The following is a 20,749-nucleotide window of genomic DNA, read 5'->3' as shown; positions in this document are numbered from 1 at the left end:
GGGGGCCGCCGCCCCCCCCCCCCACCCCCCCCCCCCCCCCCCCCCCCCCCCCCCCCCCCCCCCCCCCCCCTGTTGGTGGGGGGGGGAATACCCCCCCCCCCCGTACCTTAACCCCCCCCCCACTGCGAGTCGGGGGGCGGGGCGGGGGTGGGGCGGCGGCGCGCCGGTGGGCGGGTGTGTTCGGCTGTTCTGGTGGGGTTCGGCGCTACTCTGCCGCGGTGGGCATTCCGTCGGGCGTGTGGTTCGTCATCGCGGTCATCGCGCTGCTGGTCGGCGGTGCGTTGCTGTACCTCGACCGGCGGCGGTCCGCCGGGGGCGGGGCCCGCGACCGCAGGCGCTGGGCCGAGGCACGGGGCTGGGAGTACCTGGACACCGATCCGGTGCTGCCCAGCCGCTGGCGTTACGGCACCATCCACCAGGGCGGCCCGGGCCGCGCGCGCAACCTGATCAGCGGTGACGTTCCGACCCCGGACGGCCCGCGCCAGGCCTACGTGTTCGACCACGAGCAGGCCGGGCGCCTGAGCTCGGTGCTCGCGGCGGTCCAGGTGCGCGACGCCGTCCCCGCCGCGGTGGAGCTGCGGCTGCCCTCGGCCCCACTGCCCGACGACGCGGGCCTGGACCTGCTCCAGCCGGTGGGTGAGCGCTACGCGTTCGTCGCCGACGCCGAGGCGGTGCGCCCGCTGCTCACCGAACGTCTCGCCGCGGCCAGCGACGCGGTGGGCGACGACGTCGAGCTGCTCTGGGCCGAGGAGGCGTGGGTGCTGGCCACCGCGCCGCTGGACTCCGGCGCCGAACGCCTGCAGGACCTGCTCGCCGACCTCGCCGAGGTCGCCACCGCCCTGGAGCAGGCCGACCGCAGCACCCGCGCCTAGTGCGGCACCAGCCCCCGGGCCCACGGCGCGGAGCTGGCCCCGGGGCGGCTACCCCCGCAACGGATCGGTCGCGAACGCCCGCACCCCGTCCGCGAAGCCCACCCGCGCCTCGAAGCCCAGCACCGAGCGGGCCCGGGCCGGGTCGGCCACCACGTGCCGCACGTCGCCGGGCCGGGCCCCGCCCACGACCTGCGGGGCCGGGCCGCCGACGGCCGCCGCGAGCGCAGCGGCCAGGTCCCCGATCGTGCGCGGCTCGCCGGAGCAGACGTTCGCCGCCACCAGCACGCCCTCGCCTGAGTCGGCGGCGAGGGCCAGCGCGTTGGCCGCGGCCACGTCGGTGACGTGCACGAAGTCCCGTCGCTGCCGACCGTCCTCCATGACCCGGGGGGCCTCGCCGCGCTCCAGTGCCGAGCGGAAGATCGACGCGACCCCGGCGTAGGGGGTGTCGCGGGGCATCCGCGGGCCGTAGACGTTGTGGTAGCGCAACGACCAGACCGCGCCACCGGTCTGCCGGGCCCACGCCGACGCCAGGTGCTCCTGCGCGAGCTTCGTGGCCGCGTAGGTCGACCGCGGATCGGTCGGGGCGTCCTCGCTGACCAGGCCGGGCGCCAGCGGTTCCCCGCACCGCGGGCACGGCGGCTCGAACCGGCCCGCGTCGATGTCGGCGAAGCGCCGCGGCCCCGGCCGGACCGCCCCGTGTGCGGCGCACTCGTAGCGGCCCTCGCCGTAGACGACCATCGAGCCGGCCAGCACCAGCCGGGGGACCCCCGCCGCGTGCATCGCCGCGAGCAGCACGGCCGTCCCGTAGTCGTTGTGGCTCGCGTAGTCGGGCGCGTCGGACGGGTCGACGCCGTGGCCGACCATCGCCGCCTGGTGGCACACCGCGTCCACGCCGGGGAGCAGACGCGCGAGCAGCGAGGCGTCGCGGACGTCGCCCACGACGAGCTCGTGCCCGGACTCCGCGGGAGGGTTGCGGTGGGCCTGCGGGAGCAGGGCGTCGAGGAGCAGCACGTCGTGGCCGTCGACGGCGAGCCGGTCGGCGATGTGCGAGCCGATGAAGCCCGCGCCGCCGGTGATCAGGATGCGCACCGCCGTGAGAGTAGGCCGGTGCGTGCCGGGTCCGACGGTGCCGTCGCGGTCGTCCGGAGCGGCCGACGTCGCGGGTCCGGGTGCGGGACCCCCGCGCCACCTGGGTGCGAGGCCGCCGACGGGTACGGCGTACCGCGCGGTCGGGCCTGCGCCGGTCCGGCCCGCCGTCCGCGATCGGTAAGACCGCAGCGGGCGCCGGGTGTGCGTCCCGCTACGGTGAGCACATGGAGATGGCGGCACCGGAGATCGGTCGGGCCCTGGTCGTGATCGTGGACGACCGGGTGAGCCACGGCGAGCGCGAGGACACGATCGGGCCGCTGGTCACCGAGCTGCTGGAGGAGGCCCGGCTCGTCGTCGACGCGTCGGTGGTGGTGCCCGGGGACCCGGTCGCCATCCGCAACGCGCTGAACACGGCCGTGATCGGTGGCGTCGACCTCGTGGTCACCGTCGGTGGCACCGGCGTCTCGCCGCGCGACGTCACCGCCGACGCCACGGCCGGGGTGCTGGACCGGCCGATCCCCGGCATCGCCGAGGCCATCCGCGCCTCGGGGCTCGCCGCGGGGGCCGTCGACGCCGGCCTGTCCCGCGGGCTGGTCGGGGTGTCGGGCAGCACGCTGGTGGTGAACCTGGCGCCGTCGCGCGCGGCGGTGCGCGACGGGATGGCCACGCTGACACCGCTGGTGGCGCACGTGATCGCCGAGCTGTCCGGGCTCGAGCAGTAGCCGTGGAGCCCGGGCCGGCCGAGCCGTTGAGCGAGGCGCAGCGTCGGCGGCTCGCCGAGGTGTTCGGCGACGTCCTGCCCGACACCACGGCCGACGAACGCGACCCGGCCTCCCCGGAGGACCCGGACGCCGACCTCCTGGCCGACCGTCCACCGCACCACGACCGCGACACGTAGCACTACCTCTCGCGGGCCCGCAGGAGGTCGCGGATCTCGGCGAGCAGCTCCACGTCGGTGGGCTCGGCCGGGCCGGGCTCCTCCCCGCGGGTGCGCCGCTCCTTGAGCTTGTTGAGCGGCAGCACGATCACGAAGTACACCACCGCCGCCACGATCAGGAAGTTGATCGCCGCGGTGATGACGGCGGAGAAGTCGACCACCGTGCCGTCGTTGCCCGGGACCAGCTGGACGCGCAGGCCCCCGGCCTCGGGCGATCCGATGACGTTGATCAGCGGTTGGATGATCCCGGACGTGAACGCCGAGACGATGGTCGCGAACGCGGTGCCGATGACGACGGCGACCGCGAGGTCGACGACGTTGCCGCGGAGGATGAAGTCCTTGAATCCCGTGAGCATCATCGGAGAGTAACGGCGACCTGGGCGGAGAGCGTGGCCGCCGCAACGCGTGTCGCGACCTCGCGTGACAGCGCCACCAGCACCAACGGACCCTGTGAACCGGACGGGCCGGGGAGCACGGCCAGCACCTCGGCGTCGGTGGCGAGCACCACCGGCTGGTCGGCGCGTTCACCGAGCGTGACCACGTCCACGCGGCGGCCTGCGACGAGCAGCGCGGCGACGTCGGCGTCGGCGAGCCGGACGGGGACCGCGGCGCTGCCGGAGGCGAGTGGGCCCGCGCCGGTGAGCCGCACGTCGGTGAGGGGCTCGCCGGCCCGCACGGCGCCGACGACGACGCGCCCCTCGGCGGCGGCCGTCGTCGTCAGCGCGCCCGCGGGGGCGAGCTCGGGTGGCCATTCGCGCACCGCGAGCGCCTCGGCGGTCACCAACGATCCGGACCCGAGGTCGGTGGCCGCGACGACCACGGGGACACTGCCCGCCGCGGCCTGCGGGGCGAGCGCGAGCGCGAGGGCCAGTGCGGCCAGCAGGCCGGCGGCGGTGCGCCGCAGCAGCGCGGTGCGGCGCCAGCCCGGGGCACCGGCCACCTCGCGGAGCCGGTGGTGCAACAGCGGTGACAGTCGAGAGCCCATGGTGCGGAAACTAGGTCGCCGCGGGCCCGCCCGGTGCGCGTACCGGGATCCTGTGGAGCGCCGACCCGGGATGTGGACAACTCCCGCGGGCGGCCCGCCGCATCAGGACGTGGCGGCTGCCGCGGGCGCGCCGGACGAGCTGCTGCCGTTCTTCGAGGCGGAACCGCCGCTCGTCGACGACTCGCCCTTCGCGGTGCTGCTCGACCCGCTCGTGGCCTCACCGCTCTTCGTCTCGCTCTTGGCCTCGCCGTTCGACGCGCCGTTGGCGACGGTGCTGCCCGGGCCCGAGCGGCTGTCGGTGCGGTAGAAGCCGCTGCCCTTGAACACGATCCCGACCGAGGAGAACACCTTGCGCAGCGCCCCGGTGCAGGTCGGGCAGACGGTCAGCGACGCGTCGGAGAACGACTGGACGGCCTCGAAGCGGTGGTCGCACGCGGTGCAGGCGTACTGGTAGGTGGGCACCCCTGTGGTCCTTCCCCTGAAAGCGACTTGGCACTCGCGTGCGCTGAGTGCCAGCATAACCCGCGAGTGCTACGCGTTCTTCCCGAGCACCACGTGACCTTGCCGGGGGAGCAGCACCGCGCCGACCGGGTGGTCGTGCGCCTCCGCCGGCAGCTCGTCCACCAGCTCGTCGTCGTCGAGCACCATCACCAGCGGCGTACCCGCCGTGACCAGCGGAAGCGTGCGGTCGTAGTGCCCGGCCCCGCGACCGAGGCGGGTGCCGGACCGGTCGACCGCCAGGCCCGGTACGAGCACCAGCCGGGCCCGGGACACGGCCTCGGCACCCAGCCGCGGCCCGGTGGGCTCGAGCAGCCCGAACCGGGCGGGGGCGAGCGAGTCCGGACCGTCGTAGCGGGCCCAGTCCAGCGGCGCGGGACGTGTCGGCACCACGGGCAGCAGCACCTCGTGGCCCGCGGCGTGCAGCGCGTCGAGCCCGGCGGCGGACCACGGCTCGGTGCCGACGGCGACGTAGGCGCACACCGGCCCGCCGGTCTGCGCGGCCAGCGCCACGGCCGCCCGGGTGAGCGCGGCGGCGCTCCTCGCGCGCACCTGCGGGTCCTGCTCCGCACGGGCCGCCAGCAGCCTGCGGCGCCAGGACCCTTTCGAGGACGAGTGGAGATCGTCAGCGCGTGCCGTCACCCGGCCACGCTACCGGCGCCGATAGGCTCCCTGCTCATGACAGCGACGCCGTTCCGGTCGGCAGTGGTTCCCGCTGCGGGGCTGGGGACCCGGTTCCTGCCCACCACGAAGACCGTGCCCAAGGAGCTCCTGCCCGTCGTCGACACGCCGGGGATCGAGCTGGTGGCCGCCGAGGCGGCGCAGGCGGGCGCCGAGCAGCTGCTCATCGTCACCTCGCCGGGCAAGGACGCGGTCGCCGCGCACTTCGCCGACTCCTCCGAGCTGGAGGCCACCCTCGCCGCCCGTGGCAAGGACGCGTTGGCCGCGAAGGTGCGCCGCGCCCACGAGCTGATCGCCGTGCGCACCGTGACGCAGGACGAGCCGCTGGGGCTGGGACACGCCATCGGCTGCGCGCGCGAGGCGATCGACCCCGCCGAGGGCTGCTTCGCGGTCCTGCTGCCCGACGACCTGGTACTGCCCTCGGGCGTGCTGAACACGATGTCGCAGGTGCGGGCGGAGAAGGGCGGCACCGTGCTGTGCGCCTTCGACATCCCCCGCGAGGAGATCTCCGCCTACGGCGTCTTCGACGTCGGCAGCACGTCCTTCGGGGACGTCGCCGACGCCCCCGACGTCAAGCAGGTGCGCGGCATGGTGGAGAAGCCCGCGGCCGCCGACGCACCGTCGACGTTCGCCGCCGCCGGGCGCTACCTGCTCGACGTCGCGGTCTTCGACGCCATCGACCGCATCACACCCGGCGCGGGCGGCGAGCTGCAGATCACCGACGCCATCGCGCTGCTCATCTCCGAGGGCCATCCGGTGCACGTCGTGGTGCACCGCGGCGGGCGCCACGACCTGGGCAACCCGGGCAGCTACGTGCGCGCGTTCGTCGACTTCGCCCTGGAGCACCCCGACTACGGTCCCGAGCTGCGCACCTGGCTGGCCGCGCGCCTCGCGGACTGAGGCAGCCGTGCGGACGGTCGACGAGCAGCTCGCACGGATCCTCGACGGCGCGCTGCGCCCGGCCCCGGTGCGGGTGTCCCTGTCGGAGGCCCACGGCCTGCGGTGCGCCGAGGAGGTGGTCGTGTCGCGGCCGCTGCCGGCGTTCGATCAGGCGGCCATCGACGGCTACGCGGTGCGCAGCGTCGACCTGACCGGTGCGTCGGAGGACGAGCCGGCCTCGCTGCCGGTGGTCGGCGAGATCCCGGCCGGGTCCCGCCAGCCGTTGCGGCTGCAGCCGGGCCAGGCCGTCCGGGTGATGGCCGGCGCACCGCTACCGACCCTGGCCGACGCCGTCGTGCCGGTCGGGTACACCGACGGCGGGACCGCGCGGCTCGTGGCGACGCGCGGGGTGCCGTCGGCGGCGTTCGTCCGCCGGGTGGGGGAGGACACGCTCCCCGGCGACGTCGCGGTGCGCCGCGACGCCGTGATCGGGCCCGCCCAGGTGGCCCTGCTCGCCGCCACCGGCCGCGACAAGATCATGGTGCACCCCCGGCCACGGGTCTCGGTGATCTCCGTGGGCGACGAGCTGGTCGACGTCGCGCGCCCGACCGGGGCGGGCCAGGTGCCCGACGTCTGCTCGCACGCGCTCACCGCGGCGGCCCGGGACGCCGGGGCCGAGACCGGGCGGGGGTCGCTGGTACGCGGCGACGCCCGCGAGATCTCCGCCGCCATGCAGGACCGGCTGCCGTTCAGCGACGTCATCGTCGTCTGCGGGGCGGCGGGCGGGCACGCGGGAGCGGAGGTCGCCGCGGCACTGTCCGGGCTCGGCGATCTCGACTCCACCCGCGTCGCCATGCATCCCGGCTCCACGCAGGCGTTCGGCAGGCTGGGCCCCGACGCGGTCCCGACGTTCCTGTTCCCCGCGCACCCCGCCACCGCGCTGCTCCTGTTCGAGGTCTTCGTGCGTCCGCTGCTGCGCTCGGCGCTGGGCCGGGCCGACCCGTACCGGCGCACCATGACCGCCCGGCTCACCTCCCCCATCAGCTCCCGGCCCGGCCGCCGCGGGTACCTGCGCGCGCGGCTGCTGCGCGAGCAGGCCAGCGGCGACTACCTCGTGCAGCCCCTGGGCACCTCCGGTGCGCACCTGCTGTCCTCGCTGGGGGAGTCCAACGGGCTGATCGTGGTCGGCGAGGACGTCACCGAGGCCACCGTCGACGAGGTCGTCACCGTCGCGTTCCTTCCCGCACCGGCCTGAGAAGTGGCCCACGCACTCCCGGAGCGTGGCACTGGGCGCCACCCCGGCTGGCCCGCCCGACCCGGTGGGCTGCGGGTCGGGGTCGGCGTGGTGGCGCTGCGCCCGGTGCGGTTGCGCGACGGCGCGGAGTGGTCGGCGATCCGCATCCGGGACGAGGCCCATCTCGTCCCGTGGGAGCCCTCGATGCCGGGCACGTGGCGGCAGCGGCACGCGTCCTCGGAGTGGCCCGGCCGCTGGCTGCTGCTGCGCTCGGCCGCCCGGCGGGGCACCGCGCTGCCGTTCGCGATCACCCTCGACGGGCGGCTGGCCGGCCACGTCATGATCGGCAACGTCGTGCGCGAGCCGCTGCTGTCGGCCTACGTGGGTTACTGGTGCGACCAGCGCGTCACCGGCGCGGGCGTGACGACGGCGGCCGTCGCGCTCGCCGTGGACCACTGCCTCGGGCCGGCCGGGCTGCACCGGCTGGAGGCCACGGTCCGCCCGGAGAACGCGGCCAGCCGCCGGGTGCTGGAGAAGCTCGGGTTCCGCGAGGAGGGCATGTTCCGCCGCTACCTCGACGTCGACGGGGCCTGGCGCGACCACCTCTGTTTCGCGATCACGGTCGAGGACCTCCCACCGGGCGGGCTGGCCGGGCGGCTGGTGGCGGCCGGTCGGGCCGAGCGCGCCTGATTCACCCACAACAGTCACCGCTGTCACTGGCGGCCCATGGGTGAACCTCACGGTCACGGTCACGGCGCGTCGCTGCCGCGTCCTGGCCGTGTCGCTCACTACCGTGGTGGTCGGGTAGCGATCTTGGGCCGGGGAGGGTTCGGACCGCCGCCCGCCGCCGTCGGGGAGGAGGCAGCCGGTGCCCAGCTCGTTGATCTTCGCGGGTCTGGTCGTGCTCTGGTTGCTGATCCTCGTGCCGGCGGTCGCACGACACCAGCAGGAGGTGGCCCGGCCGAGCGTGGCCGCGCTGTCCGGGCGGGTGCTGGAGCGGCCCCGGCGGGCGTACCGGATGGAGGAGGTGGACGACGTGCACGACATCGACGACGACGTCGCGCGGGACGGGTCCCGGGCCACGACGGCCCGGATCCCCGCGGCCCGTGCGACCAGGGACACCCGCGACGATCTCGATGGCTCCTACGGGGACGCCGACCACGGGGACGCCGACCACGGGGACGCGGACTACGAGGACGTCGGCTACGAGGAGGACGCCGGCTACGAGGACGCCGGCTACGAGGAGTACGTCGACGACGATCGGTGGGAGCGACCCGCACCCCGCTACCGGCCGGGCCGCGGTGGCTTCGACCCCGAGGCCGCCGCTCTGACGGCACGCGCCCGGTACGCCTTCCGGCAACGCGTCGTGCTCGGCCTGCTGGTCGCCGCGGCCGCCACCGCGCTGCTGGCGCTGCTCGTCCAGCCCGCACTGTGGTGGGCGCACGGCGCCGTGGACGTGGCGCTGGTCGGCTACCTCGGCTACCTGCGCCAGCAGGTGCGCATGGAGGAGACGATCCGCAACCGTCGCGCCTCCCGCATGGCCGGCACCCGCCGCCCGCCCGCCGCCGACGATCCCGAGCTCGACGAGTGGGCGAGGCGGGGCCGTGACGTGGCCCGCCCCGAGCCCGAACCGGAACCCGCACCCGAGCCGGTCGACGAGTACCCGGTCGACGACTACGAGGACGACGACCTCGTCGACGACACCGTCGAGCGGGTCTCCGGCACCGGCGAGCCGATCGGACCCATCGCGTCCACGGCCATGCTGGTGGACGAGCCCGCGTTGCCCCGGCTCACCCCGGCCCCGCCGCCCCCGCTGCCGGCCGGCACGTCCGTCGTCGATGCCGATCTCGACGACCCCGGCCTGCACGATCTCGAAGCCCCCGCCCGCCCCGACTACCGCCGCGCGGCGGGCGAGTGAGCGGCTGGTAGGGTTCGAGCGTCCTGCTACGGCGGGCACCGGGGCTGTGGCGCAATTGGTAGCGCGCTTCGTTCGCATCGAAGAGGTCAGGGGTTCGATTCCCCTCAGCTCCACCCCCAAACGGCCTGGTCACGAGCTTCTAGCGGAGCTCAGGACCGGGCCGTTCAGCGTTGGCGGGCCGGGTTGAGGGCCTATCGTTACGGCGAGGGAAGACGCGGTTCATCACCGTGGCACCGTCATGGATCACGGGCCGGAGCTGCTTGCGGTAGACGGTCTCGGTGACCGTCGAGCCCCCGGCGTGTCCGACGAGCCGCGCGATCTGCTCGATCGGCACGCCCTCGTCGGACAGCAGCGACACGAAGCTGTGTCGCATCTCCCGCGGTGTCCATGCCGCGGCGTCGAGGCCCGCGGCCGTGGCGACGCGGCGGAACCCGCGGCGGACGTTGGCCGAGTCGAGCTCGGTGCCGATCTCGAAGGCGAACACGAGGTCGTTGTGCACCCATCGGTCGCCGGCGATCGCGCTGTTCCCGCAGTGCCTCCACGCAGCGTTCCGGCAGGGCGAGGGTGCGGCGCGACTTTCCGGGTCTTGGTGTCCCCGCCGGCGCGGACGGATCGCCACATCATCATGTGCGGCAGCACCGGCGGGTTCGTGGCCGGGTCGCCGTCGAGGTCGACATGGCTCCACGTCAGGGCCCGCAGCTCCTCGGTGCGGGCGCCGGTGAGCAGGAAGAGCGTGACGTAGGTGCCCATGGTCGAACCGGTGGCCTTGTCGATCAGCGCCTGTGCCTGGTCGAGGGTGAGTGCTTTCGACGGGCGCCCGATCTGCCCGGTCGGGGTCTCGCAGAGCAGCACGACGTTGCGTTTGACCTTGTCCCGGGCCTGGGCGCGGGTGACGGCGCGGCGCAGGATCGACTTGATCTCGCGCAGCGTGCGGGTGCTCAGCGTCCGGGCCTTGGCGGCCAGCCAGTGGTCGACGTCCTCGGCGGTCAGTTCGGTCAGCTTGCGGCTCCCGTCGCGGCGGCTTCCGGGCGGCGTCACCGATCAGTGAGTCCAGACCGAGCAACGCGGCCATGACCCGGTCGCGGACCGTCGGCATGTCATCGGCAGCGAGGACGACGGCGACCTTGACCCGGACCCTCACCAGTTGCGCGACGACCTCGCGCCGCGACGTCGCCAGGTCCCAGCCCGCGCCGTTGTCGGCTGCGCGGACGGCGAGCTCCCGCATCCATGCCCCGACCGCGAGGCCCTCCCGCGCCGCGCCGGTCTTGATCGCGGCGAGGTCGCCGTCGGAGAGCCGCACCAGCACCTTGGGGCTCCGAGCGAACCACTCACCAGGTCGGAGGGCACAGGATGGACGAGAGGGAGCGACTCTGGTGCGTACCGGACACGTCGGCGTACCTCGGCGTGCCCGAGGCGACGCTGTACCAGTGGCGCCACCGCCGATACAGCCCGCGCGGCCAGCACGGGGGTGATGGAGCTCCACATCGTCGGCATCGTCCACGCGATTGGCGATCAGGGTGAGATGTGAACCACCGTGCAGGCACTACGCTGGGAGGTGTGACCGCTGCTGCCGCGGGCCCTGTCGAACCGGACCGCATCCCCTTCGGCGACGCCTCGCCGGCCCGGATCCGCGATGCGCTCACAGCGGAGGACGCCGTGGCCTTTGACCGTCATTGGCAGGCCTTGATGCGCCGGGCCACCGAGCGGCTCGACCTCACCGAGCTGCACGAGGCCCTGGAAGCGTGGCGGCGCGTGGCTTGGGTGACTGCTACGCACGGGCCGGACGTCTACCGGGAGACCATGGCGTCGGCCCAGGCCCGGCTGCAGACCGGCGACCGTGTCGCGGGATCAGTCCCGTGGGCCCAGCTCAAGGCCGAGCTCGGGCTCCCCGAGTGATGCCTCGTCCGTGAGCTACTCGATCGACATCGATCCACGCGCCCAAGCCACGATCGCCGCCCTCCCCGCCACTGCCCTGCCGGCACTGGCCGAGGCGCTCGCCGTTCTCGAGCTGGTGCCGTGGAACGGCCGTTCGGTGAATCCTGAGCTCAACCCGGATGGTCCGGTCCGCAACCTTCCTTTCGGTGCGGCCGGGATGCCCACCTACCTCATCGTGGAACGCGACCAGCGCGTCGACGTCCTGCTGATCACCTGGGCGGGTTGACCGAGCCGCTGACGGTAAAGATCCACAATTGAGGACCCGATTGAGGGCCAACCGCTCTGTACGACCGCCTACATGAGTGGACGAAAACGGACCCAGACGGGCTCTGAACTGCGTAAACCTGCTGGACGGAGCGTTCTCGGTATTGCTTCGCATCGAAGAGGTCAGGGGTTCGATTCCCCTCAGCTCCACCCTCGAACGGCCTGGTCAGAGGTGCCTTCCGCGCCCGGTGGCCACGCCGTTCGTCGTGTCGACGAGCTGCTGCTCGACCATCTGCCTGACCACGACGGTGGACGCGGGCGAACGCTTCTGACACTCCGTGCCGCAGATGCATGGGTCGTGGACGTGATCCACGAGCAGGATGGGGCGTTGTCCACCGTGCAGGCCCTACCCTGGAAGGCGTGACCGCTGCCGCCGCGGGCCCTGCCGAACCGGACCGCATCCCTTTCGTCGACGCCTCGCCGTCCCGGATCCGCGATGCGCTCACGCCGGAGGATGTGGTGGCCTTCGACCGTCACTGGCAGAGGTTGATGCAGCGGCGACCGAACGCCTCGATCTCACCGAGCTGCACGAGGCCCTCGAAGCCTGGCGGCAGGTTGCTTGGGTGACCTCCATCCACGGGCCGGACGTCTACCGCGAGACCATGGCGTCGGCCCAGGCCCGGCTGCAGACCCGTGGAGCGGCCGGGCGACCGGCGGGAGGGCCCTGGTTGAGGCCTGCCGTCACGGCGGGGTAGGCGCGTTCCACGACCGTGTCGCCGATCGCGAACGCGAACGCGGCGTCGTCGTCGTCGTTCAACGGCCCCCACCTGACCTCGACGAACGGGGGAGATCAGGCGGCGGTCGACAGCACGGCGGCCAGCGCGCACCGCAGCCGGACGAGGGCGTCCTCGTCATCCCAGGTGGCGTCGGGTCGGCGCCAGGCGATGTAGCCGTCGGGGCGGACGAGGAGCGCTCCGGCTTCGTGGACCTCGCGGATCCGGGCCCAGTCGCGGTAGACGTCCTCAGCGCCGTCGGCGCCGATGACGACGGTGCGTAGGAAGGGCAGGTCGAGCTCGGCTGCGGCCCGGACCCAGGATCCGCCGGCGAGGCCGGTGACCAGTGACAGCTTGCCCCTGCCGGTGACGTCGAGGGTGGAGACGCGTCGCCCGTCGGCGCCGAGGAGCCAGGCGTGGGGCAGTTTGGCCCCCGGGCGGGTGGTGGCCTGGAGGTAGAGCTGGGGGTCGCGGGCGAAGTGCTCCTCGCCTGCCTCCGGGTCGGGGAGCACGGCGGTGGAGGTGTAGCGCTGGTTGAGCTCGACGCCCTGGGCGTTGAACTCGTAGTTCTTGAGCTCCAGCGCCGCGGTCAGCGCGTCGCGTACGGCGACCCCGCTCGGTCCGGAGTCGCGCAGCTTGGCAAGGCCGGCCGCGACGGGGTCGGCCGCTCCGGTGGTGCGGAAGCACTCGTTGAGCGGGGCGTAGTCGACGCGGGACCGGTTGGCCCGGGCGACGACCTGCGCACCCACGGGCATCCGCTCGTCGGAGTAGGTCTCCAGCAGCTGCGGGCCGGCGTGGCCCCGGATGACGAAGGCGAGTTTCCAGGCGAGGTTGAACGCGTCCTGGATGGAGGTGTTGGAACCCAGCCCGGACGACGGGGGGTGGCGGTGCACGGCGTCGCCGCCGCAGAACACGCGGCCCCGGGAGTAGCGGGTGGCGTGGGCCTGGTTGACGTACCAGCTCGAGCAGGACTCGATCTCGATCTCCAGGTCGGGGTCGCCGACGTAGCCGCGGATCCGCTCCTTGACCGACTCGGGGTCGAAGTCGGGTCCGGGGCCGTCGAGGGCGTAGCCCCAGCCGGCGATCCAGGTGTGCCAGGGCCGGATCGCGCGCAGCAGGCCCATCCCGATCTCGCCGAACGCGGCGCTGGGGGTCATCAGCCAGTGCAGGATCGAGGGGCGGTGCGCGACGAAGCGGCTCAGGTCGGCGTGGAAGAGCACGTAGGCGGTGGCGGCGCGGGCGAGCTCGCCCTCCAGCGGCAGCCCGAGCTCCTCGACGACCCGGGACCTCGCGCCGTCGGCGCCGATCAGGTAGCGGGCGCGCATCGTGTACTCGCGGGCCGTCACCAGGTCCTTGAGCGCGACGGTGACGCCGGCGTCGTCCTGGGTGTGGCCCAGGTACTCGGTGTTGAACCCGAACGTCGCGCCGCGCGCGGCGGCGTTGCCGACCAGGACGGGTTCCAGGTAGGGCTGGGGGATGTCGAGCAGCGGGCAGGGGCTGCCCTTGACGTAGTCGCCGATGCGGTCGTCGCCGGTCCCCCAGGTGCGCAGCCGGGCGATCTCGTCACCGGCCAGGCTCGTGGCGAACAGGGTGTCGCCCATCTGCTCCCACGGGGTGGCGTGCGTGGTGGCCTCGGCCTCCACGCCCAGGTCGCGCAGGACCTCGACGGTGCGCTGGTTCGTGATGTGCGCGCGGGGGGTGTCGGCCAGCCAGTTCCAGCGGGTGACGGCGTGCGCGCGGACCCCGTAGGTGGCCAGGGCGAGCGCCGCGGCGCCGCCGGTGGGGCCGGTGCCGACGATGAGGACGTCGGTGTCGAACCCGGTCCCCGGCCCGGACGCGGCGTCCGAGGTCGGGCTCGGCGCGATGTCGCGTGCGCTCACGGCTGCTCCCTCAGGAACGCCAGCGCCAGGGCGTTGAACGTCTCGCGCTGCTCCCACTGGGGCCAGTGCCCGGCCCCGGTGATCAGCTCGAACCGCCCGCCGGTGATCTTCTCGGCCATCTCCAGGCCGGCCCCGGCCGGGCCGGACGGGTCGTCGCTGGTCCAGATCACCAGCGCGGGGCCGGGCACGGCGGCCAGGTCGGTGTCGGTGACCATGTTGCGGCGCCGGATGTCGGGGTCCTGCAGGCACAGGATGTGGCGCATCGAGTCGGCGAACCCGGGGCGGGAGTAGATCGCGCGCCGGATCTCGACCAGCTCGTCGGTGACCGTGGCCGGGTCGGCCATGAGCCACTGCAGGCGGGCGCGGATGCGCTCGTCGGACGGGTCGTCGGCGGCCGCCTGGGACAGGCCGCGGATCCTGTCCATCACCTCGGGGCTGGCCATCGTGCCGCCGGGGGTGTTGAGCACCAGCTTCCCGGTGCGCTCCGGGTGGGCGGCGGCGAACTTGATCGCGACCCACCCGCCGAGTGACTCCCCGTTCAGGTGCGCCCTCTCGATCCCGAACGCGTCGAGCAGCCCGGCGAGGTGCCCGACGTAGGTGTCGAGTTCCAGGTCGGCCTCGGCGTGGGTGGTGTAGCCGTGGCCGGGGTAGTCGTAGGCGATCACGTGGAAGTGCTCGGCGAGCGCCGCGACGTTGTGCGCGTAGGCCTCCAGGTGCCCACCCGTGCCGGGCATCAGGATCAGCGCCTCGCCCTGTCCCGCCTCCAGCACGCGGGTACGCCACGGCCCGACCTCGACGTAGCGCACGCGGTGCTCGACCGCGCCGAGGGCGACCCAGACCGGGGTGTCGGTGCGGGCGACGACGGTCTGCGCCCCACTCACGCGTGGGCCTCCGCGGGCGCGGACAGCCCGGCGAGCAGCTCGTCGGTGGTGACGATCTCGGCGAGCAGCCCCAGCGAGCCCAGCGACGCCTCGTGCGCCTCGGGCGACCCGGCCGAGCAGGCGTCGGACACCACCACGGTGCGGTAGCCCAGGTCCGACGCGACGCGGGCGGTGCCCTCGACCGAGGCGTTGGTGGCGACCCCGAGGAACACGACGGTGTCCACCCCGGCCCCGCGCAGGGTGGCGTCGAGGTCGCTGTCCTGGAACCCGCCGACGCGGGTGTGGGTGACGACGTGGTCCCCGTCGCGGGGGGCCAGCTCGGCGGTGACGGCGGCGCCCGGATTGCCGTCCTCCAGGCATTCGGCCTGGGCCACCATGCCGAGCAGCGGGGAGTTCGGGTTCAGGTCGCCGTAGCCGGGCCGGAACGCCACCCGGGTGTAGACGACGGTGGCGCCGGCGGCGCGGGCGCCGTCGAGCAGCCGCGCTGCGGTGTCGAGGACGCCGGTGCGCTCGATCTCCGCGCGGAAGAACCCGGCGAAGGCGCCGTCCGGTCCGACGACGTCGTTCTGCAGGTGCACGCCGACGACGGCGGTGGTCGTCGGGTCGAAGCTGGCCATGATGGTCCTCCAGGGACGGGTCAGGCGCGGGCGAGGATGGATGAGCCGATGTCGGCGATGTCGCGGTCGGCGGTGAAGGGGTTGGACAGGAACACGCTGACCATGTCGCAGCCGGCCTCGCGCATGAGCTGGGTCTTCTCCAGCAGGTCGTCCGGGCTGCCGTAGAGGCACCAGTAGTCGACGAGCTCCTTGGTGATCAGCGGGCGGTGCGCCGGGTCGAGACCGCGCAGGTACTTCGCCCACGTGTCCAGGTAGTGCGGGGCGTCGGCGGCGCTCGGGTCGCCGAGGTAGGCCATCGCGGCGTCGGTGGAGGCCTTCACGATGGGTTCGCCGAGCTCGTCGACGTGGGCGTTCATGAACCCGGCGTTGGTGAGACACGAGCTGATCGGGCCCGAGCCGAATCCGTTGTCGATCCCGTCCTCCCAGGTCTCGCCGTTGCGGAGCTGGTAGAACCAGGACAGGGCGACCAGCTTGACCGAGCCGGGCGGGCGTCCGGCCTCGGCGACGGCCTTGTCCAGCTCGCGGCGGACCACGCCGATCATCTCGGGGTTGGGCCCGAGGCAGTAGGTCACGTAGTCGGCGTGCTTGGCCGCGACCGCGAACCCCTTGGGCCCGCCCGCGGACATCCACACGTCGATCGGGTCGTCGAGGTTGTACCAGTGGCCCTCCTTGTCCAGGAACTCGATCTCGCGTTCCTGGCCGAGCCAGTTCTGGGTGACCCGCTGGCCGGCGAGCAGGCCCCGGGTGAGGTCGAGCGCGGTGTCGAGCTCGGCGACCTTCGCCGGACGGTTGCCCATCGAGCGCAGCGCGTTGTTCGCCGACCCGATCCCCAGGAAGGTGCGGCCGGGGGCGAGCGCGTTGAGGGTGGCGATCGAGTTCGCGGTGACCGGGGGGATCCGGGTCAGCGGGTTGGTCACCCACGTGCCGAGCTTGATCGTCGAGGTCTCGCGGGCGGCCAGGGCGAGGTACTGGTAGGGGTCGCTGAACAGCAGCGGCCCCTCCCCGACGCCGAAGTGGCTCGCGCCGACGTCCTCGGCCTGCCTCGCCCAGCCGACCTTGTCGATCTTCGCGCAACTGCCGATGCAGAACTCCATGACTGCTCCCTTGCGGACGGGTTCGTGCGGTGACGGGTGTCAGGACCCCGGTCCGGCCGTGGCGGCCGTGGTGACGCCGAAGCCGGCGATCCATTCCGGGACGGGGTGGTAGAAGGAGGACCGGACCTCGTAGGGGCCCGCGGTGGACAGCGCGGCGTAGGCGGCGATCCAGGTGCGGACCTCGTGGCTCGAGTGCCCGGCCTGTGCGACGAACTCCTCGTTGGACCAGGTGTCGATCTCGTCGAGGTCGCCTGCGGCGAGCAGCGCCATCAGCCGCCGGTCCCACTCCGGGTTGAGCGGGGCGATCGTGGCCGTCCCGGCCGCGAACGCGCGCCCGGCCGCGAGGACCCGCTGCTCGTGCTCGGCGCGCTGCGCCGCGCTGGGGTGGCGCCCGGCGATCAGGCGCTCGGCCACCGCAGGCGAGGCCCCCTCCAGCTGCGGCACCGGCGGGTCATGGGACAACCCGCCCGACCCGACGATCAGCACCCGGCGATCCAGAGCCGAGGCGGCGCGCCCGAGTGCCTCGCCGAGCCGGCGCACCCGGGACACCGGTCCCAGCGGTTCGGCGACCGAATTGATGAACACCGGCACCAGCGGCACGGCGTCGATCCCGCCGAACAGGATCTCCAGCGGCTGTGCGAAGCCGTGGTCGACGAACATCCGCTCCGAGTAGGCCAGGTCGAGCCCCTCGGCCAGCACCTGCCGGACCAGCGCGTACGCGGAATCCCGGTCCACCGGCAGCGACCCCGCGGCGGTGCGGTAGTCCCCGACCGAGGTCGCGCCGGTGCCCACGCAGAACGGCGGCATCATGTCGTAGAAGAAGCCGTTGTAGTGGTCCGGACCCAGCAGCAGGACCAGCTCCGGGGCGAACTCGGCGATGAACGCCCGGGCCTGCGCGAACGCCTCCTCCACCGCGGCCTCGACCGCCGGTGCCGGGTCGTTCTCCCCCATGAGGGGCGAGTGCGACGACGTGCACACGGCCAACGCCATCGTGGCCCTCCTCCCAGACTCCGCTCCGAGGTACCGCGCCCGCACCTTGCTACGTTCCGTAGCTGCCATGCTAGCGTGCTGGCAGCACAGTAGGACGCGGGTCGCAACTCCGCAAGGGACGGTTCTCATGGCTCCGGTGGCATCCGATGCGGGCACCGGCCGCGGCTACCCTCGGCCGGTGACCCGCCCCCAGCCCGTTCGCCTCGACCGGGCCACGAGCCGGCTCAACCACGCCGTGTACGACCAGCTCAAGGAGCGCCTGCTCGACGGCGTCTACGTCGCAGGCGAGCAGCTCTCGACCGAGCAGCTGCGGCTGGAGTTCGGGGTGAGCAAGCAGCCGGTGATGGAGGCACTGCGCCGCCTCTCCGGTGACGGACTGGTCGACATCTATCCGCAGGTCGGATCCCGGGTGGCGAGCTATCCGTCGCAGGAGGTCGGGGACTTCTTCGTCATGTTCGGCGGCTTCGAGGGCACCATCGCCGGCATCGCCGCCACCAGGCGGACTCCCGAGCAGCTCGCCGAGATGGACGCGATCTCCCACGAGATCGACCAGCTCCGCGCCGAGGTCGACCCCTCCACCCGCGCCCGCGGCTACCGGCTGCTCAACCGCCGCTTCCATCAGTCGATCCACCTCATGGCGCACTCCCGAGTCATGGCGCAGACCAGTAGTCGGATGTGGGACCTGTCCGACTTCCTGATCAATACCGCCGGGAGTCCCAACCCGCTGAGCGACGCCCTCGACCGGCGCCACGGCGACCACGAACGCATCCGCGTCGCACTCCACGAGGGCGACCAGGCCGCGGCGCGTAGGGAGATGGAGCACCACATCGTCGGCACGGTGGGCGTCATCCACGAGCCGTAGGGGCCGACGACACGGGCGCGCACGGCCTGCGTGATCCCGCCGAAGCGCAGCGTGCACGGGGGACGGCGCGACGCCATCGTGGGTCCCGCGCGGAGCTGCGGACGCGCAGCCCGCGCAGGCCGTGGTGAGGGCCCGCATCACCCGTCGGACCGGCGGCGGCGTTCGCGGCCTGAGTAATGCATTTTCAGTGCATATGATGCATAGTAGGGTTCGCAAGGCGCATCCGCCCGTCCGACGAGGAGCTCGCCATGATCGAGAGAGTCCTGCACGGCAAGGTCGCCGTGGTCACCGGAGGTGCCTCGGGCATCGGCCGGAGCACCGCGCTGCGCTTCGGCGAGGCCGGTGCGTCGGTCGTCGTCGCCGACATCGACGCCGACGGCGCCGAGGCGGTCTCCAAGGAGCTGACGGGCCGCGGTGCTGCCGCGGTGGCGGTCCGCACCGACGTGACCGACCAGGCCACCGTCGCCGACGCCGTCGCGATCGCGGAATCCGAGTTCGGGCGGCTCGACATCGTGAGCTGCAACGCCGGTCTGGCCGGATTCCCGACCCCGGCGTTGGACGCCGACCCCGACGAGTTCGACCGCATCTTCGCCGTGAACGTCAAGGGGGTGTGGCACTGCGTCCGCGCCGCCGTTCCCGCACTGCGACGGGCCGGCGGCGGTGCGATCACCATCGTCGGTTCCGTGATGGGGGAGCGCGCGCGGCCGGGGTTCGGCGCGTACGCGTCGAGCAAGGCGGCCGTCAACCACCTCGCGCGCACGCTGGCGCTCGAGCTGGCCGGTGACGCCATCCGCGTCAACGCGCTCGCGCCGGTCGCCACCGACACCGCCATGCTGCCGCAGTTCCTGGGGCCCGAGGACCCGGAGCGGGCGCGGGCGGCGTTCATCGCGGGGATCCCGCTGGGTCGGCTGGCCCAGCCCGAGGACATCGCCGACGCTGCGGTCTTCCTGTCCTCGCCCGCCGCCCGCTTCATCACCGGCGTCGTGCTGCCGGTCGACGGCGGCCGCTCCGTCTGATCCGACCGTCTCCGCCCCGACCGTCTCCGCCCCCGACCACGTCCGCCCCCGACCATGTCCGCTCCGACCACACTGGGGAGACACACCGTGCTGACCGTTCCCGGCCTCGTCGCAGGCGAGGAGATCGAGGGCGAGGACCGCTTCGTCGATCTCGACCCGTCCACCGGCACGCCGTTCGCCGAGGTGGCCCGGCTCGGCGCACCCGCGGTCGACCGCGCCGTCGACGCCGCCCGTACGGCCTTCGAGACCGCCGTTCGGCGCCACGGCGCGGAGCAACGCTCGGGCCTGCTCCGGCGCCTCGCCGACCTGATCCGCCGCGACGCGGCACGGCTCGCCGAGCTGGAGTGCCGCGACGTCGGCAAGCCGCTGCGCCAGGCGCAGGCCGACGTGTCCGTCACCGCGCGGTACTTCGACTTCTACGCCGGGGTGCTGCGCGGCGTCCACGGTGACACGCTGCCGCCGACCGACGGAGCCGTGGCGTTCACCAGGCGCGAGCCGTTCGGCGTCACCGGGCACATCACGCCCTGGAACTACCCGCTGCAGATGCTGGCCCGGACCGTCGCACCGGCATTGGCGGCGGGGAACTGCTGCGTGCTGAAGCCGGCCGAGGACAGCCCCGTCACCGCCGTCGAGATCGCCCGGCTGGCCGGCGAGGCCGGGTTCCCGCCGGGGATGTTCAACGTCGTCCCGGGGCTGGGGCCGGAGGCCGGGGCGGCGCTCGCGGCGCATCCGGGCGTCGACCACCTCTCGTTCACCGGGTCGCGGCCGGTCGGGACGTCGATCGCCACGGCGGCCGCGGCCAACGTGGTGCCGGTGGTGCTGGAGCTCGGCGGCAAGAGCCCCAACCTCGTCTTCGCCGACGCCGACCTCGACCACGCCGTCCCGCTCATCGTCAACGCGATCACCCAGAACTGCGGGCAGACCTGCTCGGCAGGCTCGCGCGTGCTCGTGCACGAGTCGCGCCACGACGAGCTCGTCGGCCGGGTCCGGGAGCGCTTCGAGGCCATGTCCATCGGCCCCGGCCTCGACGATCCCGACCTCGGGCCGCTGATCAACGCCCGGCAGCGGGAGCGCGTCGCCACGATGGTCGGCCGCGCCCGTGCCGACGCGCGACTGGTCACCGGCGGTGCGGCCCCCGACGGTGCCGGGTTGGGCGCGGGCTTCTACTTCCGGCCCACCCTCTTCGACCACGTGCCGGTGGAGTCCGAGCTCGGCCAGGAGGAGGTCTTCGGACCGGTGCTCGCGGTGAGCGCGTTCCGGACCGACGAGGAGGCCGTGCGGATGGCGAACGCCACCGACTACGGGCTCGTCGCCGCCGTGTGGACCCGCGACGTCGGCCGCGGGGCCCCCCCCCGCCGCCCGCGGGGCGCGGGGCCCGGGGGAGGGGAAACCACCCCGGGCCCC

General features: G+C 73.7%; 26 protein-coding genes and 1 tRNA gene. 16 read left to right on the top strand and 11 right to left on the bottom strand.

The genetic code is table 11. The features are described from left to right. Window positions 1–218: 218 nt before the first annotated feature. Window positions 219–872 (top strand): hypothetical protein, encoded by a 654-nt coding sequence (locus Q1K26_RS03215; RefSeq protein WP_300007617.1) that lies wholly within the window; start codon window positions 219–221, stop codon window positions 870–872. Window positions 873–920: 48 nt separating this feature from the next. On the opposite strand, the gene Q1K26_RS03210 is transcribed toward Q1K26_RS03215, so the two are convergent. Further along, window positions 921–1,961, bottom strand: a complete 1,041-nt coding sequence (locus Q1K26_RS03210) for an NAD-dependent epimerase/dehydratase family protein (protein ID WP_300007616.1) — start codon at window positions 1,959–1,961, stop codon at window positions 921–923. Window positions 1,962–2,185: 224 nt separating this feature from the next. Here Q1K26_RS03210 and Q1K26_RS03205 point away from each other — a divergent pair, with 224 nt between their 5' ends. Continuing rightward, window positions 2,186–2,683: a MogA/MoaB family molybdenum cofactor biosynthesis protein gene (locus Q1K26_RS03205; RefSeq protein WP_300007615.1), complete on the top strand. Its 498-nt coding sequence runs from the start codon at window positions 2,186–2,188 to the stop codon at window positions 2,681–2,683. A 2-nt stretch (window positions 2,684–2,685) separates the two neighbouring features. Beyond that, window positions 2,686–2,859 (top strand): hypothetical protein, encoded by a 174-nt coding sequence (locus Q1K26_RS03200; RefSeq protein ID WP_300007614.1) that lies wholly within the window; start codon window positions 2,686–2,688, stop codon window positions 2,857–2,859. Between the two features lie 2 nt (window positions 2,860–2,861). On the opposite strand, the gene mscL is transcribed toward Q1K26_RS03200, so the two are convergent. The 4 genes from mscL to Q1K26_RS03180 form a co-directional block, all read right to left on the bottom strand. Continuing rightward, on the bottom strand, window positions 2,862–3,254 hold the full coding sequence (gene mscL / locus Q1K26_RS03195) for a large conductance mechanosensitive channel protein MscL (protein ID WP_300007613.1): 393 nt from the start codon (window positions 3,252–3,254) through the stop codon (window positions 2,862–2,864). After that, complete coding sequence (locus Q1K26_RS03190; protein ID WP_300007612.1) at window positions 3,254–3,883, bottom strand: SAF domain-containing protein; 630 nt, start codon at window positions 3,881–3,883, stop codon at window positions 3,254–3,256. Before Q1K26_RS03190 ends, mscL begins: the two co-directional genes overlap by 1 nt. A 102-nt stretch (window positions 3,884–3,985) precedes the next feature. Then, on the bottom strand, window positions 3,986–4,345 hold the full coding sequence (locus tag Q1K26_RS03185; RefSeq protein WP_300007611.1) for an FmdB family zinc ribbon protein: 360 nt from the start codon (window positions 4,343–4,345) through the stop codon (window positions 3,986–3,988). A gap of 69 nt (window positions 4,346–4,414) precedes the next feature. Further along, window positions 4,415–5,023, bottom strand: coding sequence for a 5-formyltetrahydrofolate cyclo-ligase (locus tag Q1K26_RS03180; protein WP_300007609.1), 609 nt, complete (start codon window positions 5,021–5,023; stop codon window positions 4,415–4,417). Between the two features lie 36 nt (window positions 5,024–5,059). On the opposite strand from Q1K26_RS03180, the gene Q1K26_RS03175 reads away from it, so the two are divergent. From Q1K26_RS03175 to Q1K26_RS03155, 5 genes are all read left to right on the top strand, one after another. Beyond that, the gene (locus Q1K26_RS03175) at window positions 5,060–5,962 is read left to right on the top strand and encodes a UTP--glucose-1-phosphate uridylyltransferase (RefSeq protein WP_300007608.1); all 903 of its coding nucleotides are present in this window, start codon (window positions 5,060–5,062) and stop codon (window positions 5,960–5,962) included. Between the two features lie 7 nt (window positions 5,963–5,969). Beyond that, complete coding sequence (glp, locus tag Q1K26_RS03170) at window positions 5,970–7,196, top strand: gephyrin-like molybdotransferase Glp (protein WP_300007607.1); 1,227 nt, start codon at window positions 5,970–5,972, stop codon at window positions 7,194–7,196. A 3-nt stretch (window positions 7,197–7,199) separates the two neighbouring features. Further along, window positions 7,200–7,865 (top strand): GNAT family protein, encoded by a 666-nt coding sequence (locus tag Q1K26_RS03165; protein WP_300007606.1) that lies wholly within the window; start codon window positions 7,200–7,202, stop codon window positions 7,863–7,865. A gap of 178 nt (window positions 7,866–8,043) precedes the next feature. Further along, window positions 8,044–9,093: a gephyrin-like molybdotransferase receptor GlpR gene (gene glpR / locus Q1K26_RS03160; RefSeq protein ID WP_300007604.1), complete on the top strand. Its 1,050-nt coding sequence runs from the start codon at window positions 8,044–8,046 to the stop codon at window positions 9,091–9,093. Window positions 9,094–9,133: 40 nt separating this feature from the next. Continuing rightward, a tRNA-Ala gene (locus Q1K26_RS03155) sits at window positions 9,134–9,206 on the top strand. Window positions 9,207–9,232: 26 nt separating this feature from the next. On the opposite strand, the gene Q1K26_RS03150 is transcribed toward Q1K26_RS03155, so the two are convergent. Beyond that, window positions 9,233–9,592 carry a tyrosine-type recombinase/integrase gene (locus Q1K26_RS03150; RefSeq protein WP_300007603.1) on the bottom strand — a complete coding sequence of 120 codons (360 nt, stop codon included), beginning with the start codon at window positions 9,590–9,592 and terminating at the stop codon, window positions 9,233–9,235. 243 nt (window positions 9,593–9,835) lie between these two features. Between Q1K26_RS03150 and Q1K26_RS03145 the strand changes: the two genes are divergently transcribed. The 5 genes from Q1K26_RS03145 (at window position 9,836) to Q1K26_RS28655 (ending at window position 11,987) form a co-directional block, all read left to right on the top strand. Continuing rightward, a complete protein-coding gene (locus Q1K26_RS03145) occupies window positions 9,836–10,141 on the top strand; it encodes a hypothetical protein (RefSeq protein WP_300007602.1) in 306 nt (101 codons plus the stop codon). A gap of 509 nt (window positions 10,142–10,650) precedes the next feature. Further along, the gene (locus Q1K26_RS03140) at window positions 10,651–10,989 is read left to right on the top strand and encodes a DUF6247 family protein (RefSeq protein ID WP_300007601.1); all 339 of its coding nucleotides are present in this window, start codon (window positions 10,651–10,653) and stop codon (window positions 10,987–10,989) included. A gap of 10 nt (window positions 10,990–10,999) precedes the next feature. Beyond that, window positions 11,000–11,254 carry a hypothetical protein gene (locus Q1K26_RS03135; protein WP_300007600.1) on the top strand — a complete coding sequence of 85 codons (255 nt, stop codon included), beginning with the start codon at window positions 11,000–11,002 and terminating at the stop codon, window positions 11,252–11,254. Window positions 11,255–11,652: 398 nt separating this feature from the next. Beyond that, window positions 11,653–11,859 carry a hypothetical protein gene (locus Q1K26_RS03130; RefSeq protein WP_300007599.1) on the top strand — a complete coding sequence of 69 codons (207 nt, stop codon included), beginning with the start codon at window positions 11,653–11,655 and terminating at the stop codon, window positions 11,857–11,859. Continuing rightward, window positions 11,769–11,987, top strand: coding sequence for a DUF6247 family protein (locus tag Q1K26_RS28655; RefSeq protein ID WP_363320414.1), 219 nt, complete (start codon window positions 11,769–11,771; stop codon window positions 11,985–11,987). The genes Q1K26_RS03130 and Q1K26_RS28655 overlap by 91 nt, the downstream gene beginning before the upstream one ends. A 95-nt stretch (window positions 11,988–12,082) precedes the next feature. Here Q1K26_RS28655 and Q1K26_RS03120 read toward each other — a convergent pair whose 3' ends face one another. The 5 genes from Q1K26_RS03120 to Q1K26_RS03100 are packed head-to-tail and all read right to left on the bottom strand — an operon-like array spanning window position 12,083 to window position 17,467. Further along, the gene (locus Q1K26_RS03120; RefSeq protein WP_300007597.1) at window positions 12,083–13,885 is read right to left on the bottom strand and encodes an FAD-dependent monooxygenase; all 1,803 of its coding nucleotides are present in this window, start codon (window positions 13,883–13,885) and stop codon (window positions 12,083–12,085) included. Then, entirely contained in the window at window positions 13,882–14,766 is an 885-nt protein-coding gene (locus Q1K26_RS03115) for an alpha/beta fold hydrolase (RefSeq protein ID WP_300007596.1), read from the bottom strand. Before Q1K26_RS03115 ends, Q1K26_RS03120 begins: the two co-directional genes overlap by 4 nt. Beyond that, window positions 14,763–15,383, bottom strand: a complete 621-nt coding sequence (locus Q1K26_RS03110; RefSeq protein ID WP_300007595.1) for an isochorismatase family cysteine hydrolase — start codon at window positions 15,381–15,383, stop codon at window positions 14,763–14,765. The genes Q1K26_RS03115 and Q1K26_RS03110 overlap by 4 nt, the downstream gene beginning before the upstream one ends. Window positions 15,384–15,403: 20 nt before the next feature. Next, window positions 15,404–16,477 (bottom strand): LLM class flavin-dependent oxidoreductase, encoded by a 1,074-nt coding sequence (locus Q1K26_RS03105; protein WP_300007594.1) that lies wholly within the window; start codon window positions 16,475–16,477, stop codon window positions 15,404–15,406. Between the two features lie 39 nt (window positions 16,478–16,516). Continuing rightward, window positions 16,517–17,467, bottom strand: coding sequence for a 3-carboxyethylcatechol 2,3-dioxygenase (locus tag Q1K26_RS03100; RefSeq protein ID WP_300007592.1), 951 nt, complete (start codon window positions 17,465–17,467; stop codon window positions 16,517–16,519). Window positions 17,468–17,645: 178 nt separating this feature from the next. On the opposite strand from Q1K26_RS03100, the gene Q1K26_RS03095 reads away from it, so the two are divergent. From Q1K26_RS03095 to Q1K26_RS03085, 3 genes are all read left to right on the top strand, one after another. After that, entirely contained in the window at window positions 17,646–18,329 is a 684-nt protein-coding gene (locus Q1K26_RS03095; RefSeq protein ID WP_300007591.1) for a GntR family transcriptional regulator, read from the top strand. A gap of 248 nt (window positions 18,330–18,577) precedes the next feature. Continuing rightward, entirely contained in the window at window positions 18,578–19,345 is a 768-nt protein-coding gene (locus Q1K26_RS03090; protein WP_300007590.1) for an SDR family oxidoreductase, read from the top strand. 87 nt (window positions 19,346–19,432) lie between these two features. Then, on the top strand, window positions 19,433–20,749 hold a 1,317-nt coding region (locus Q1K26_RS03085), incomplete at its 3' end, for an aldehyde dehydrogenase family protein (RefSeq protein WP_300007589.1).

Origin of the sequence: Pseudonocardia sp. (assembly GCF_029263155.1) — a bacterium.
Taxonomy (GTDB): domain Bacteria; phylum Actinomycetota; class Actinomycetes; order Mycobacteriales; family Pseudonocardiaceae; genus Pseudonocardia.
This window is presented reverse-complemented; position numbering and strand designations above follow the sequence as displayed.